This is a genomic window from Myroides odoratus (genome assembly GCF_001549985.1).
In the GTDB taxonomy this organism is placed as follows: Bacteria; Bacteroidota; Bacteroidia; order Flavobacteriales; family Flavobacteriaceae; genus Flavobacterium; species Flavobacterium odoratum_A.
Window position 1 is genome coordinate 236283 of the sequence record NZ_LROZ01000005.1, and the last position, 15192, is coordinate 251474.

At 34.9% G+C, this 15192-nt stretch carries 16 protein-coding genes and 2 tRNA genes; 8 read left to right on the forward strand and 10 right to left on the reverse strand.

All coding sequences use genetic code 11. The annotated features are described in order from the left end of the window. The first annotated feature begins 117 nt into the window (after window positions 1-117). From AWV75_RS08005 to AWV75_RS08010, 3 genes are all read left to right on the forward strand, one after another. Window positions 118-336: a hypothetical protein gene (locus tag AWV75_RS08005; protein WP_060873885.1), complete on the forward strand. Its 219-nt coding sequence runs from the start codon at window positions 118-120 to the stop codon at window positions 334-336. A gap of 198 nt (window positions 337-534) precedes the next feature. After that, window positions 535-669 (forward strand): hypothetical protein, encoded by a 135-nt coding sequence (locus AWV75_RS19235; RefSeq protein WP_258554069.1) that lies wholly within the window; start codon window positions 535-537, stop codon window positions 667-669. 9 nt (window positions 670-678) lie between these two features. Then, entirely contained in the window at window positions 679-1164 is a 486-nt protein-coding gene (locus tag AWV75_RS08010; protein ID WP_060873886.1) for a DUF6169 family protein, read from the forward strand. 26 nt (window positions 1165-1190) lie between these two features. On the opposite strand, the gene AWV75_RS08015 is transcribed toward AWV75_RS08010, so the two are convergent. The 5 genes from AWV75_RS08015 to AWV75_RS08035 form a co-directional block, all read right to left on the reverse strand. After that, window positions 1191-1580 carry a hypothetical protein gene (locus AWV75_RS08015; protein ID WP_060873887.1) on the reverse strand — a complete coding sequence of 130 codons (390 nt, stop codon included), beginning with the start codon at window positions 1578-1580 and terminating at the stop codon, window positions 1191-1193. A gap of 1 nt (window position 1581) precedes the next feature. Beyond that, window positions 1582-2880: a tyrosine-type recombinase/integrase gene (locus tag AWV75_RS08020; protein ID WP_060873888.1), complete on the reverse strand. Its 1299-nt coding sequence runs from the start codon at window positions 2878-2880 to the stop codon at window positions 1582-1584. 187 nt (window positions 2881-3067) lie between these two features. After that, window positions 3068-3141: transfer RNA gene (locus AWV75_RS08025), tRNA-Arg, on the reverse strand. 9 nt (window positions 3142-3150) lie between these two features. Further along, window positions 3151-3224 (reverse strand) — tRNA-Arg (locus tag AWV75_RS08030). A gap of 267 nt (window positions 3225-3491) precedes the next feature. Beyond that, window positions 3492-4340 carry a hypothetical protein gene (locus AWV75_RS08035; RefSeq protein WP_156424183.1) on the reverse strand — a complete coding sequence of 283 codons (849 nt, stop codon included), beginning with the start codon at window positions 4338-4340 and terminating at the stop codon, window positions 3492-3494. Window positions 4341-4701: 361 nt separating this feature from the next. Here AWV75_RS08035 and AWV75_RS08040 point away from each other — a divergent pair, with 361 nt between their 5' ends. Next, window positions 4702-5178, forward strand: a complete 477-nt coding sequence (locus AWV75_RS08040; protein ID WP_060873890.1) for a hypothetical protein — start codon at window positions 4702-4704, stop codon at window positions 5176-5178. A 2-nt stretch (window positions 5179-5180) separates the two neighbouring features. Further along, window positions 5181-5426, forward strand: a complete 246-nt coding sequence (locus AWV75_RS08045) for a hypothetical protein (RefSeq protein WP_060873891.1) — start codon at window positions 5181-5183, stop codon at window positions 5424-5426. Between the two features lie 305 nt (window positions 5427-5731). Here AWV75_RS08045 and AWV75_RS08050 read toward each other — a convergent pair whose 3' ends face one another. Then, window positions 5732-6100 (reverse strand): hypothetical protein, encoded by a 369-nt coding sequence (locus AWV75_RS08050; RefSeq protein ID WP_060873892.1) that lies wholly within the window; start codon window positions 6098-6100, stop codon window positions 5732-5734. A 130-nt stretch (window positions 6101-6230) separates the two neighbouring features. Further along, complete coding sequence (gene rho / locus AWV75_RS08055; protein ID WP_060873893.1) at window positions 6231-8048, reverse strand: transcription termination factor Rho; 1818 nt, start codon at window positions 8046-8048, stop codon at window positions 6231-6233. A gap of 193 nt (window positions 8049-8241) precedes the next feature. Here rho and AWV75_RS08060 point away from each other — a divergent pair, with 193 nt between their 5' ends. Next, complete coding sequence (locus AWV75_RS08060) at window positions 8242-8658, forward strand: DUF4293 domain-containing protein (protein ID WP_060873894.1); 417 nt, start codon at window positions 8242-8244, stop codon at window positions 8656-8658. Between the two features lie 44 nt (window positions 8659-8702). On the opposite strand, the gene AWV75_RS08065 is transcribed toward AWV75_RS08060, so the two are convergent. Both AWV75_RS08065 and AWV75_RS08070 read right to left on the reverse strand, forming a co-directional pair. Further along, complete coding sequence (locus AWV75_RS08065) at window positions 8703-9215, reverse strand: metallophosphoesterase family protein (protein ID WP_060873895.1); 513 nt, start codon at window positions 9213-9215, stop codon at window positions 8703-8705. 30 nt (window positions 9216-9245) lie between these two features. Continuing rightward, a complete protein-coding gene (locus AWV75_RS08070) occupies window positions 9246-10526 on the reverse strand; it encodes a M64 family metallopeptidase (RefSeq protein WP_060873896.1) in 1281 nt (426 codons plus the stop codon). Window positions 10527-10958: 432 nt separating this feature from the next. On the opposite strand from AWV75_RS08070, the gene truA reads away from it, so the two are divergent. Both truA and AWV75_RS08080 read left to right on the forward strand, forming a co-directional pair. Next, the gene (truA, locus tag AWV75_RS08075) at window positions 10959-11696 is read left to right on the forward strand and encodes a tRNA pseudouridine(38-40) synthase TruA (RefSeq protein WP_060873897.1); all 738 of its coding nucleotides are present in this window, start codon (window positions 10959-10961) and stop codon (window positions 11694-11696) included. Next, a complete protein-coding gene (locus tag AWV75_RS08080; RefSeq protein WP_060873898.1) occupies window positions 11693-13447 on the forward strand; it encodes an ABC transporter ATP-binding protein in 1755 nt (584 codons plus the stop codon). Before truA ends, AWV75_RS08080 begins: the two co-directional genes overlap by 4 nt. Window positions 13448-13725: 278 nt before the next feature. On the opposite strand, the gene AWV75_RS08085 is transcribed toward AWV75_RS08080, so the two are convergent. After that, on the reverse strand, window positions 13726-15192 hold a 1467-nt coding region (locus AWV75_RS08085), incomplete at its 5' end, for an RHS repeat-associated core domain-containing protein (RefSeq protein ID WP_197429568.1).

A 15192-nucleotide genomic window follows, 5' to 3' on the forward strand; every position in this document is an offset into this window, starting at 1 on the left:
AGTAGTTGTAAAGGATTAAACAGATGTTCGACTAGTATTTATAAAGTCAGTTTAAAAGAGGCAAAGGAAATAGGAAGAACGCCTTGTAAGATTGAGTATTAAATAAAAATATAACTTATGAAACACGAAATTAGCCAAGAAGAGTTGGATATGATAATGGAAACATTCATGTGGGATCTATTTTCATATATTAAAGCAAGCGAGTTGACCTCTATAGATCAACTTTCAGATAAAAAGAAGAAGGTATATGAGTTTTTAAAAAGTAATGGAACTAAATTTAGTAAAGGATATTATCCTCATGTAAAAATAGACGAGGAAATAAACAAGAGCTACTAAAAGCAAAAGCCACTCGATTGAGTGGCTTATTTTTTATCAAACCGTTTTATCGTTAAATATCTCTATACTTATTTGTTACTTACATATACGTTTAGTATATTTATATGTGTTTAAACATTAAACAATATTTTGCGAAGTGTAAATTGTTTTTTACATTTGCAATCACTTTTTAAGTAACCTATTTAAAAAGAGTATATTATGAAAAAAGCCGAAATAATTAAAATGATCAAAGATATGTCAGAAAGAAAATCTTTGATGAAGTCTTATAGTAATGGTAAAATAACTAAAGATCAATTAGAACAAAGAGGAGTAAAATTAGTTAAACCATTTTAATATAAAGAGATGCCCTACCCTTTTGAATGGGATGAACATAGAAGATTATATTCTTTTACTACTGCAACAAATTTAACGTATGAATTATCCTTTACTAAAGATGAAAATCTAAATATTGGTAATGCTGATAATCCTATAGATAATATATATCATTTTGTTTTAGCTAAGAGAGAGGAAGATCAAAATATTAAATCAAATGATAAGGATATCTCTGAAACAATTAGGGCTGTCGTAACTGCCTTTTTCCAAAACAATATTAATTACACTTTAGTTTATACTTGTGATGATGAGGATAATAAAGGTATATGTAGATTTGTGCTTTTTGAAAAATGGTATAAAACATGGGTAGTTCCAGATTACGAAAAAATTGATAACATAATTGAGTTAGATGATACACGCATCTTTACATCAATAATCTTGCACAAGTCCAATGAAAATTATGACGTCATTATAGATAGACATAAAAACATTGTTCAAAACTACAAAAGAGAATAAAAGCAAAAGCCACTCGATTGAGTGGCTTATTTATTTTTCCTAAGTTCTTCTAGTTCCTTGAGTATTCGGATTTGAGTTTTAGCGATGACATCTAGTTTTGCGATAATTTGCTGATTACCTAAGATATCTACGTCTGTGCCGATTAAGTTTTGTTGCAACTGTTTAATTGTATGATCAACAGTAAATACGGGCAACTCCCCTTTTGTCAAAAACAAATAGTTTATCTCTGGGCATTTTTCTATTGCTTTTTTGGCAAATGCAGGCGTTATGGAAGCGGTTCTTCCATAAACAATAGAATCAACCACTGAGTTGTTATTATATCCTAATTTCTCTCCTAAGTGCATTGTAGCGATTCCGAATTCTTGTGCTAACATTTTAAGTCGTTCAGCTGGGCTTTCGATTATTTTTTTCTCCATATTATATAGTTTGTTGCTGTTCCCAGAATTCTGCTAACATTTTCGCAGATTCCAAATTCGTTTGTTTATTGTATTCTAACATTTGCTTTTCTGATTTCCACCCACAAACATCCATAATTACTTTGTTTGGCAATTTTCCGATATGATTTGTAGCAAAAGAACGTCGGCAAATGTGTGAAGATACTAATTTGTGCTTAGGATATTCTCCTACTTCCTTTCTTACAGTATCTTCTCCTGTACTACCATCAACTTTAGTTTTTATTTTTCCGCCAATTATCATAGTGGAAATTTTAGCTAATTTACAAATTGCTTTTATTTCTCGGTTAAATTCTTGTTCAAACGTTTTAGGCGGTAGTCCTTTCCATTTTTTTAATATCTCCTTTACTTGAGGGTGTAATGGTATAGTTACGCTGTGATTTGTCTTAAAAGTTTTGATGCTGATAAAGTCTCCTTGGATATCTTCTGTTTTTAGTCTATTCAAAAAATCTGATACTCGCATGCCGGTCCATAATCCAATAATGAAATTATCGCGTATTGCATCTCTTTTCTTATCTGCAATCTTCAGTTTATATATTCTATTAATTTCTTCTACATTCAAATATGGGGCTTTATACTGAACTTCTGCTTTCTGTATGTAAACTATTTCACGATATCCTTTATTTACTTTTAGATTTAACTTCTCGGCACGTTCACAAAAGAACTTTGCACGAGAAACATGTCTATGTACAGTTGTTTCAGAAAACCCGCGTTCATTTGATAAATAACTACTGAAGCTGTCTAGGAACTTATTATCAACATCAATAAGCTTTATCGGGTCTTTGCCTTCAAAATCTATTAAAAGATCGCGTAATCTACTATTATGACTGATTGACTTTTCATTCATATACTTATTAGCAGCTACTTTATGTGTTTGTGCTTTATTTTCAAGCCACCAAGTCGCAAAAGAAGTTAGGTATATTTCCTCTTTCTTTATTTTAAAATTACTCTCTGAAGTTGGCCTATTAAAAAATTCATTCACCTTATTAGAGATCCAAAACTTGTCAATTGTTTCACCTTGGATATAAGATGAATTGAATTCTGTTAGGATAAAAACTTTAAGCTCACCTAATTTTAGATTGATTTCATTTCTATTCTTTACAGCAAGAACGTTTTTGATTTGTTCTTTTTTTGAATCCCAGTGATCAGGATTAATCGAAATTTGTATTCGATGAAAAACATCAATTTGTTTTGTATGTAAAAATCTTAGATACAAAGTCGAGGGGTTAGAATTCCCTCTAAGAAGAAATTTAACTGTAGCCATTTTAATAGGGTTTGAATTTGACAAAATATTTTTACAACAGTCAAAGAGTGGTAAATCTTGCACGACTATTGCACGACAAATATACTACTTACTTTTGTTAAATACAGAGTTTATACAAAATATTCTATATAATTTGGCTAAATACCACAAAAAAAGGTTACACAAATGTGTAACCTTTTCCTTTTTGTGACGATGACAGGATTCAAACCTGTAACCTTCTGAGCCGTAATCAGATGCGCTATTCAGTTGCGCCACATCGCCTTAATTTTGTGACCACGGCAGGATTCAAACCTGCAACCTTCTGAGCCGTAATCAGATGCGCTATTCAGTTGCGCCACGTGGCCTTGTTGCTTATTGCGAGTGCAAATATAAGACGATATTCTGTAAAACCAAACTAGATCAAGGAAAAAATAGATGTTTTTTTTAAGCTATTTATTAATTGATTAATTGAGAGAGGCTTAGCGTAAAAGTTTTTTTCTTATAAATCAAAGTACATCGTATAATCAATACATATAAAAGTTTCTAGCCCATTTACTCAAAAGTATTCGCCCTCTACTTTAATCTAGACATAAAAAAAGTTCATCGTGTGATGAACTTTTTCTTACTTTATTTTATTCAATACTTATTTCAATCACATGAACATCAGAACCACCAAGAATTAAAGCAACTTCTGATACTAACATTTGTTCTCCATAATATGACATTACTCCCACAGGTACACGAGTAATTTCACCTATATTAATAGTATGACGATCCGCATTACGCGCTACAGGATCATATCCCCCACCCAATCCAGTAGGATTTTCTGTATTCTCATAAAAGAAATCAGTTTTAAACAAAGGCATGTACATAAAGTTAGATATTGCAGCAACATTAGAAAGACTTGAAACATCGCTACAAGCAATATCTAATACATGAGGAAGAGGATGATGAAAATTATGCCATGCTACAGTATGTGTTGGAGAACAAAATGGAAAATCAAACCTATTATTAATCTGCTGTAACGCAAATGAACGATAAGGAGCAATTTTTATAGGATTAGCAATATGTAAATAATCAAACATCGTACTATTATGCGTCATCACAGTAATTAAGGCTGGAATCTGCAAATCATACTTTGTATTATTGATAATTTCAATAGATCGAGCTATTCCCATTTTCCCAGGCGAAGACACTGATTTCACATCATAAAAATTTGCAAAAGCAAGCGCTACAGCCTCTGCTTTATCTACAGGAATAGTTATATCTAAGGACTTTAAATAGTCGTAAGCATATTGATATAACATTTGTACAAATAAGTCTTCCGTCATACCTTCTTTGTCAAACATATACATACGATAGTGTTCTTCAAAATTTGCTCGAGCTTTTTCAACTTCTTCATTTAAAATAGTGTTTACACTAGACTGATCAATACTTTCTTTTGATTCTGAAATCGAATCACTACTACAGCTAAATAGCATCAAGGACACTACTAATACTAACATTTTTTTCATAAAATTAAATTTTAATTGGTTAATCAAACTTAACTTAAAAAAATATTAATAAAAATTATTATAAATTAAATTAACTAAACATACAGCTTAACTATACTTTTTATTAAATTCTAAACTAATAATTCCCAAACAATTTTAAAAAAGTAATTTTAGCATAACCTATTTAAAAACATAGTATTATGAAAAAATTTTAGTATTTGGACTAGCATTAGTTCTATTTTCTTGTTCTCAAGAAGACAAAGAAATTCAATCCACAGCAGTAGAAACAAAAACAATTGATCCAGGCATTGGATACAATTCTCCCTATTATGCGGATGCTGCAGGCTATATGGATATGGGAGTCCTACCCAATGGTTATATTAATTACAAATTAATAAACGCAACCGATTTAAACTTTACATTTACTCCCTATTTTGGCTATGGAGCTTTTGATTTCGATCCAAATATTACAGACATTTTATGGCCCAATTCACCAAACAATTCAAACAATTCAAATAATTTAAAGATATTTGATCCATCTAGCATTTATTATTCACCTAACCTTATTACTAACGGGAAAAAATTTGGAAACTTCATTCCCGCAGAAGCTATTACTCTAAACCCTAATCAGCAAAAAACATATACTTCATACAATGCAGTTCCTTTTCAAGTACCAGGGTATCCAAACACCAACGCATTCAATTTCAATTATACAGGAAGTACAGTGAGAAATGTTGAAAGAGACATCATTGGAAAAATGGGGAAATTATTCTTTATTCAGTTCGATGTAACAGAAAAAAATCACCTATTGCTCATTCTACTGTAAAAATGAATTTCCCTCATAACTTACTTCAAAATGGTTTACCAACTCCCTGGATGCAAGTTGGATACATAGACTCCTTTTTTGGAGAACGATTAGTGTACCACAAAGATTCACGTGAAATATGTATCACAATAGAACGCAGTAGTCAATATCAAGATACCTACCGTTTTTCTCACAATGGACGTAACTATGAAGTAGGTATACAAACGAATACTACAGATGTTATTGTTTATTTAAAACGAGTTCCATAAGATTCATAAAAAATCAAAATATGGAAAGGCTGAGTTGAAAATTTTCAAAAAGAATAATTTGTTCTATTTTAAAATAGATCTCAACCGATTAACGTGAATCGTTTAAAAGACTTTCTACAAAAAACTCCATCTCAAAAGGTGGAGTTTTTATTATTTATTCCAAAAAATATTTTCAAAGTGAAGTTGATTTTATCGTATCGCACTACTTAAAAATTCAAAACAAGCTAGCGATTCCATTACCTATCCTATAGGTAAACATCCTGATGTAAACACAATAAACCGTAACTCTAATACAGTGTACTTGCTTATTGTATTTTAGTATAGTACACATAAACTAATGTCGTGATCAAAAAGATAATCAGGTAAAAATACAGAGGATTTCCTGTAAACAATCCTACAATTAAAAACAACAGCGTTGCAATTGCTCCAGCCAATAAGAAGTTAAAGGTATCTTTGTCAATCAAATCGTCAAAATCATCCTCTTCTTCCTTGATTTCTCGCTCCAATTGTTTGGTCTTTTCTTCCAATTGTGCTCGTTTTTCTGACCACGTTTTTTGAAGGGATCTTCTTTTGACCTTGATGGTTTTACGCCGCATAGCTAGTTGGGACTTCCCGTAGCGATAACTAAGGTAATCCAATACTAAAACTAACAATAGGAATACAAACTTGATCATTTTGGATATTCAATTCAACGTCATTAATGGCGCAAAAATAATAAACTATCTAGTTACTACTTGAAAAAAATAAAAAAAGAGATAGCCTCATAGAAGACTATCTCTTTTTGCTTATATTCAAAATCACTAATTATCCTTGAATTTCTGCAAAGAACTCGTCGTTATTTTTTGTATTTTTAATTGAATCAATAATAGAAGTCATCGCCTCGATAGAATTCATATCATCCATTACTTTACGAACCGTCCAGGTACGTTGTAAAGCATCTCTATCTAACAACTCATCATCGCGACGTGTACTCGAAGAGGTGATATCAATCGCCGGGTAAATGCGTTTATTCGCCAATTTACGATCCAGTTGAAGTTCCATATTACCCGTTCCTTTAAACTCTTCGAAAATAACTTCATCCATTTTAGATCCTGTATCCACTAATGCCGTAGCAATAATACTCAACGACCCTCCATTTTCGATATTACGAGCAGCCCCGAAGAATCGTTTTGGTTTTTGTAATGCATTTGCATCCACCCCACCACTCAATACTTTTCCTGAAGCAGGTTGTACCGTATTATAAGCACGAGCTAAACGCGTAATGGAATCCAATAAGATAACCACATCATGTCCACATTCAACCAAACGTTTCGCTTTTTCTAAAACGATATTAGCCACTTTTACGTGACGCTCTGCTGGTTCGTCAAAAGTAGAGGCAATTACTTCTGCTCTCACACTGCGTTGCATATCTGTAACCTCCTCTGGACGTTCATCAATTAATAAAACGATCAAATAAACTTCAGGATGATTCGCTGCAATAGCATTAGCAACATCTTTCAACAACATGGTTTTACCCGTTTTGGGTTGAGCTACGATCATTCCACGTTGCCCTTTACCAATTGGTGCAAACATATCCATAATACGCGTTGACGTTGTACTTCTATGTCCATCTAATTTAAATTTTTCCGTTGGGAAAATCGGCGTTAAATGTTCAAAAGACACGCGATCTCTCACACTTTGTGGATCATGACCATTGATTTTCAATACGCGTACCAAAGGGAAGAATTTTTCACCTTCTTTTGGAGGGCGCACCACTCCTTTTACTGTATCTCCTGTTTTCAATCCAAAAAGGCGAATTTGCGATTGAGATAAGTAAATATCATCTGGTGAGGATAAATAATTGTAATCCGCAGAACGCAAGAAACCATAACCGTCAGGCATCATTTCCAACACCCCTTCACTTTCAATAATACCATCGAACTCATAATCAGGTTCTCTGAAATTATTTTTTTGTTGTGCGTTATTGTTGTTGGATTGGTTTTGGTTTCGCTGTTGATTTTTATTGCCTTGTTGATTGTGGTGGTGTCTCTTCGTTTCTTGTTCAACAATAGGCTGGTCGCTTACAACTGAGGGTTCAGTTTCGCTTTTTGTAGTATCCTGAGCAACTCCTTGACGTTGTTCTTCTCCTTGTTGCTTTCTATTATTTTTAAAGTCGCGCTTTTGAAAATCGCGCTTTGTATTGTCATTTTTCTTCTTTGCGGTAAACTCTTTTCGATTATCACGAGGTTGAGCAGGTTGATCAGCTTTAGTAGCTTCCGTATCCGCTGTATGTTCTTCTCTTGAAGGTTTATTCGATTGATTTGTTGTTTCCTTTACCTTCTGTTGTTTCCCTTCCATCGGTGTTGCATCCACGTCTGTCGCTTGTTTAGCTAGCCTTGGGCGTTTAGGTTTTTCTACTGCAGTAGCTTCTGCTGGCACAGCTTGAATCGTTTCAGCTTCAACCGCTTTTTCTTTTTTCGCAACAGGCTTTGGTGCTTTAGCTTCTGTCGGAGTCTGAAGCGCTATAATTCGCTCAATTAACTCTCCTTTTTTTAAAGTCGACACCTTAGTAAGTTTAGCCTTCTTCGCGATCTCCTGAAGGTCAGAAACCTTCATTTTTTCTAATTGGGAAATGTCAAACATATAAATGTTTATAGATTATAAATAAATGAGTTGTGTCTTAAAAAATAAGAATGGAATTTTTGTTAGTAGAAGTGTCGTATTATGAAGTACTTACGACAATACTGTTGCAATAATACGAATTATTTTTAATATTTAATAGGTTTTTATAAAAAAGAAACCTTACTTTTGTGTGAGTTACAGAAATCCAATCATCATGCTACAGCGAATTCAAACCGTATATATGATTTTAGCCCTTATTGTGCTTGGCGTATTACCCTTTGTTTTTCCATTATGGTACAATGCTCAACAAGAGGAAATTTACTTCATGTTTATTCCTAGTTACACTATCCTTTTTGGTGTGTGTACGGCATTGACCCTCGTAAGTATCATGAACTACAAAAATAGACAACGACAGTTTGTTTGCAACAGACTGACTATGATATTAAACGTTATACTATTAGGATTATTTGTTTATCGAACACTAACTGTATCTGGAGAAGCGTCAGAAATCGTTTCTGAGAAAGGTATTGGGATGTTCCTCCCTATTGTCTCTATCGTGTTGCTTGTATTAGCAAACAAAGCCATCAAGAAGGATGAAGATCTTGTAAAATCTGTGGATCGCTTACGATAAACCTAACATCTTAGTTTATTAGTGCGTAAAAAAAACCGAACAATTTAGAATTGTTCGGTTTTTTTGTTTTTAGGCCACTCAATGAGCTCCATATCTTTAATATTGCCTTGGTCTAATACAAAGCGCAACATCGTTCGAACTTGATGAAAACCACTAATTCCTGCTGCACCAGGATTTAAATGTAACACACTATACTGTGGATCATATTGTATTTTTAAAATATGGGAATGCCCACAGATATAGAGTCCTGGTTTTTCACGCAATAATTGATTTTTTACTTGCGTTCGATATTTACCAGGATATCCGCCTATATGAATCATATACACCTTCATTCCTTCACAAACAAATACTTGTTCTTCTGGAAATTCCAACCGCGCTTCAGCATCATCTATATTGCCATATACCGCGCGCAAGGGTTTATACTTCTTAATTTCATCTGTCACTTGAAGGTTACCAATATCACCAGCATGCCAAACTTCATCGGCTTGTTTGACATATTTCAAGATAGACTCATCCATACAACTATGGGTATCTGATAGTAATAATATTTTTTTCACTGGGTTAAATCTTCGTTTGTTTTACAACAATTAATCAATATAAAAGTGGATTAGATTTGCTATTGCATGTTGACACACCGCACAAAATTTATCATGCTGATTCGTGCGCATACGACACTCTAATTCTCCTTTGTAAATGCCATTTCCCGGCAGTCCTTCATAAACGCCTATGGGGTATTTCTTCGCTTGATTCAAAGGTGTTGGCACGGGTGTTCCTTTTTTTAATTGACTTTTCCATTTGGAATCAAAATCCTTTAACGTTGTGATATTTTGCTCCCAGGGTTCTGTTTGATTGGAAATGAAATCACTCAATACATCTTGCTCATAAAAATACTCATCGGCCAAACCTGCAAAACTATGTCCAAATTCATGGACAATGACTGGCTTAAAATCCTTATGTCCTGTTGTAGTCAACGTATAGGAATTGTAGATTCCACCTCCACCATATACATCCGTATTGGCGAGGATAATAATATGTTCATACGGAATTCCCGCAAGTAAATCGTGTAGCTGTTTCAGGCGATTTGTTGTTAAATAACGCTCGGAATAAAAGGTATCAAAATTAGAAGCTACGGCTGTTTGTTTCCACGCTCCTTTTCTTGGTACACTTACTCCTGAATCTTTCGATGGACTTTTTACAGCAATGAAATTAAAGTAATCACCAAATTGACCAAAAGGTTGATGTTTCAATATTTCATTTACAGCAACTTTAGCTGCTTCTATAAATTGACTCATTTCAGTTGCTGTATACCCTTCTGCAACAAAAACAACATTAATCGCCTTGCTATTGTCTTTGGCTTGATGTACATATTCATGAGGGGTTACACCTACAATTCCCTTATCGTGAATCAAGATATCTTCAGGTTGAATCCAATGCGTTAATGTGCTCTTCTCTTTTCCATTTACATCAAATAAAACTACTTCAACTTTGGTTTTCTGCTTGGGAAAAGGAACGAGAAAGACATTTTCAAAACTCTTCGTTGTTCTTTCCGCTTCTTCTGTGGATAGCCACTCCTGAAAGAGGGTACTAAAGCTTGTGGTATAAATCAATTGATTGGTTGCTTCATCATACAAACGCACTTGTCCATTTCCTCTAAGTGCATTTTCACTCAAATGGTGCGTTCTTCCAGCCCATTCAGGGTAGCGAACCAATTCGTCTAATACGATAAACTGTTCTTTAGCATTTCCTCCAAAAATATAATCCAAACGCAAGGTCTTATTTTCGAAATATTGATTAAAATCTTGTGCTTGTGCCCCTGTAAATATCGCACTACATAGCAGAGCTACTAGTATCTTTTTTATTTTTTTCATCGTCTTAATCATTTTCAAAAAGTAAAAATAGGACTATTTCATTACTTTTCGATTTCGTTTGTGGTAATTTATCCTTCCGTTCTCCTTTGAGAAGTCTAAATAATTGGTCTAGTTTACCTCCATAGTACGTCTATTAAAAACACCTTTTTAACGGACACACTATGGACGCAGTATGGACTCACTACGGACTCATCACCTACAATGTCTGTCTCGTCCTGATATAGCTGTACAGCTCTCGTTTATAATCCTGTTATCTACTATACAGTTGTTTTAGGACGGGTCAGTCGTCTCATCTTTTTCTTCTGTCCCTTTTATCGCACAGATTTTACATTTGTTTTAGTCTTCAATAAATCTCCACTACGTTTCAATTTTCCCATTTCCTTTTTTTCGCATTTTTAAAGTATATTTGTATCCTTACAAACTAAATTTATTTTGAGATATTTTATCGAATTTGCGTATAACGGCACAGCGTATCATGGATGGCAATTACAACCCAACGCGCCTACTGTACAGCAAACATTAACTGAAGCTATTTCAACTTTACTGCGTCAACCGATTGAACTAGTTGGTGCAGGTAGAACGGATGCTGGTGTACATGCAAAACAAATGTTCGCCCATTTTGATTATGATCTACCTTTTGATTTCGCTGCTTTAATTCAAAAAATGAATTCGTTTTTACCTTCCGATATTGTTGTCTATCAATTTCACAGCGTAGATGTAGAAGCCCATGCGAGATTTGATGCAACACATCGAACCTATGAATATCACATGCACCTATTCAAAGATGCTTTTGTCCATCCGTTGAGCTATTATCATCATCGTCCTTTAGATATTGCGTTGATGAATCAAGCGGCACAAATACTATTTGAATATGAAGATTTTGAATGTTTTTCTAAAACGCATACAGACGTTTTTACGTTCAACTGCACCATTTACAAAGCAGTATGGACGCAAACAAATGACAATCAACTGATATTCACGATAAGTGCCAATCGCTTTTTGCGCAATATGGTACGTGCTATTGTTGGTACTTTAATCAATGTAGGGTTACACAAAATCACCCTCGAAGATTTCAGAACCATCATTGAAAGCAAAGACCGAGGAAAAGCTGGTTTTTCAGTTCCCGGAAAAGGCTTATTTTTAACAAATGTAGGTTACCCTTATTTATGAAAAAATTAAATTCTATATCCTTGCGTAAAACCTTAGCGTACGCCAAACCTTATCAAAGTAGATTTCGTTGGGTGATATTCTTTGCCATTGCGCTATCAATCTTTGCTGCGGCACGTCCGTATATGGTCAAAGAAACGGTGAACAGTTATGTACAACCACAAGATCAAAATGGATTATTGCTCTATGTAGGTTTAATGGCTATTGTACTCTTTGGTGAGGTCATGTTTCAATTTCTATTTACCTATTGGGCAAGTTGGTTAGGGCAAGATATTGTCAAAGACATACGCGAACAATTATTTAAGAAAATCATTTCTTTCCGCATGCGTTATTTTGACAATGAACCGGTAGGTAAATTAGTCACGCGTTCTGTTTCAGATATCGAATCTATTGCCAGTATTTTTAGTCAAGGATTATTTATGATTGTCAGTGACTTGTTGAAAATGGTTGTGGTTTTGGGGATTATGTTCTACATGAACTGGAAATTGAGCTGCATTGTTTTATTGGCCATGCCAATTCTACTTTATGCTACGCGTATTTTTCAAATTAAAATGAAAGATGCCTTCCAAGAAGTTCGTACGCAAATTGCCAATCTTAACACCTTTGTACAAGAGCGCATTTCAGGAATGAAGATTGTCCAGCTATTCACCCGTGAAGAAATTGAATATGAAAAATTCAAAGAAATCAATGAGAAGCACAACCAAGCTTGGTTAAAAAATATTTTATACAACTCCATCTTCTTCCCTATTGCGGATATCGTTTCATCCTTAACCTTAGGAATGGTGATTTGGTATGGAGGAATGTCTATTGTACAAGGCGATAATCTGACTACTTTTGGTGATTTATTCGCCTACACCATGTTAATCAGTATGTTGTTTAACCCGTTGCGTCAAATTGCGGATAAGTTTAACGTTATGCAAATGGGAATTATTGCAGCGGAACGCGTATTTGAAGTATTGGAAATGGATGAAACCATTGAAAATACAGGTACCATTCAAGCGCCAGCTTTCAAAGGAGATATTTCTTTACACCACGTTCATTTTAGTTATATTCCTGGGGTAGAAGTGTTAAAAGGAATTGATTTAGAAATAAAGGCAGGGCAAACCGTTGCAATTGTAGGGTCTTCTGGAGCAGGAAAATCGACGATTATCAATTTATTAAATCGCTTTTATGATATCAATGCTGGAACCATTAAGATTGACCATATTGATATTCACGATTTTGAATTGGCGTCCTTACGCAAACAAATTGCCATTGTTTTACAAGATGTCTTCTTGTTTAGCGATAGTATTTTGAATAATATCACCCTGCACAATCCTGATATCACAAGAGAATTTGTCATTGAATCAGCAAAGAAAATAGGCATTCATGAATTCATTGAAAACTTACCAGGAGGATATGATTATGACGTAAAAGAGCGCGGAGTGATGTTGTCTTCGGGACAACGCCAGTTGATTGCCTTTTTACGCGCTTATGTAAGTAGACCAAGTATTTTAATTCTCGATGAAGCAACCTCTTCGATTGATTCACATTCAGAAGAACTCCTTCAAAAAGCGACGGACTACTTAACGCACAATCAAACCTCGATTATCATTGCCCATCGTTTAGCAACCATTGTCAATGCAGATGTGATTATCGTTATGGATAAAGGGAAAATTGTGGAAAAAGGAACACATCAAGAGTTATTGACTTATGATAACGGATACTATAGAAACTTATATGAATCCCAATTCAAAGTGGTTGAGTCTGCTTAAGTTTATCTATCCGTTTCTACTATTAAAAAATCTACTGCTAACTGCGCTTTTATAGCTATGAAAATAGAATGAGTTAAGGTTAGTAGATCCAAAAAAGCACATTGAAAACATCAATGTGCTTTTTTATTCCTTCTAATAATTTAGCTCGTTTAGTTGTTCTACTTATTTAAATATTTACTACTAGAATATTATAATCCTGAAACGAAGAAGTCTTACTACGTTATGAAACTAGTAAACTAGCTAGATTTATTAATATTTTACCCTATTCAAATCCATCTTTAATAGCTTCGACAAGCAAATATGTGTATTTCTGTATAATTATTAGGTAAGGATTCTAAAAGTGCCCTAAGATCTATAGGAGCATCGCCTGACATCATTAATACATGAAATGGCATATGTCCAAATTTTTCCATTCGCCTATCTATACTTTCCATTGTGTATAGTATACTATCTTTTGCAGAAAGATTATAATTCGTTCTATACAACATAGCGTGCTCTGGCGAAATAGGAACCAAGTGATCTTTATAAACTCCAATATAAGGTGATCCTAAAACCATATTGCGTACTTTACTACCTGGTGTAACAACCGCACCATGTGAAACATCAGCCCTATTCATAATCCAATCTTGAAAATTCCCTACTAAATTCTGCCCTTCAGGCGTATAATAATGAAGTGTTTTAGAAGTCTCAAATGTATTGTCTACACCTCCAACATCCATTAAAGTTCTTCCATGAGCATTAATATACAACACATTTGATTGATGATCATCATAAGGTGACATGATTGTATATTCAACATTCCAAAGGCCGTTAGTATAAGACCTATTGGTTCCTAAACTATATTCCTGATTGGCAGCCATATATCCTGATGACATTTTCATACTAGGTTGTTTTTGGGATGTAGGCATACCACTCGCCATACCCGCAATACCCAATCCCAGCGAAGCCCAACCTAAATTAGCTGCTAGTTCCGGATCTTTACTTCCAACAGCAATACTCGCAATACCCGTTGCTTCTGCTGCTAAACTAAGGGTCAAGGAGATACTCGCCATCGTGACTCCCATTGCTGCTGCAGAAGCGCCAAAGGTTGCAACAGCACTAAAAATTCCAATAAGACCCAAGATAATTCCTCCACCAGCACCTAATCGGCCTAATCCCTGAGTGACTAACCCTCCGGAGAACAATCCTGCTGTGCCTGTCGCACTGTGCCCTGAAGGATCAATCAAGTTAATCGGATCCCCAGCACAATACGCATAAGCATTGATTCCACCCGCTCCAAATGGGCTTAGACTATCGGGACAGGTAAATCGCATCAGGATTGGGCTATACGCGCGATACCCATCGCCCAAATGGTAATGCCCACTGATGGGATCTTTTCGCTCTCCAGTAAAAGCAGGTAGGTATTCCTCTGCTTCTCCTTGTCCATACGGTCCAAACTCATGTAGTTCCCCTTGAGAATCGCCGTCTTTCACCGACCACAACAAGCTCTCATGCTGCCCACTTGCCGTTAAAGTAACATGTTGATCATCATTAACCGCTAAGCAGGTAGCGCCACTTTTAATCCAACGCACTTTTTTATCCTCTTCCACCAGCACCTGATTCACTAGTTCTCCTGCGCGGTAATACAGTTGACAGTTCTTATCGCCTGCTACGGTTTGATTGACCAGTTGATTATTCGCGTTGTATTGGTAGGTGCTATCTTGCGGCCCTTCGAGTTCAACAAGTCGTCCAAAAGCGTCATAGCT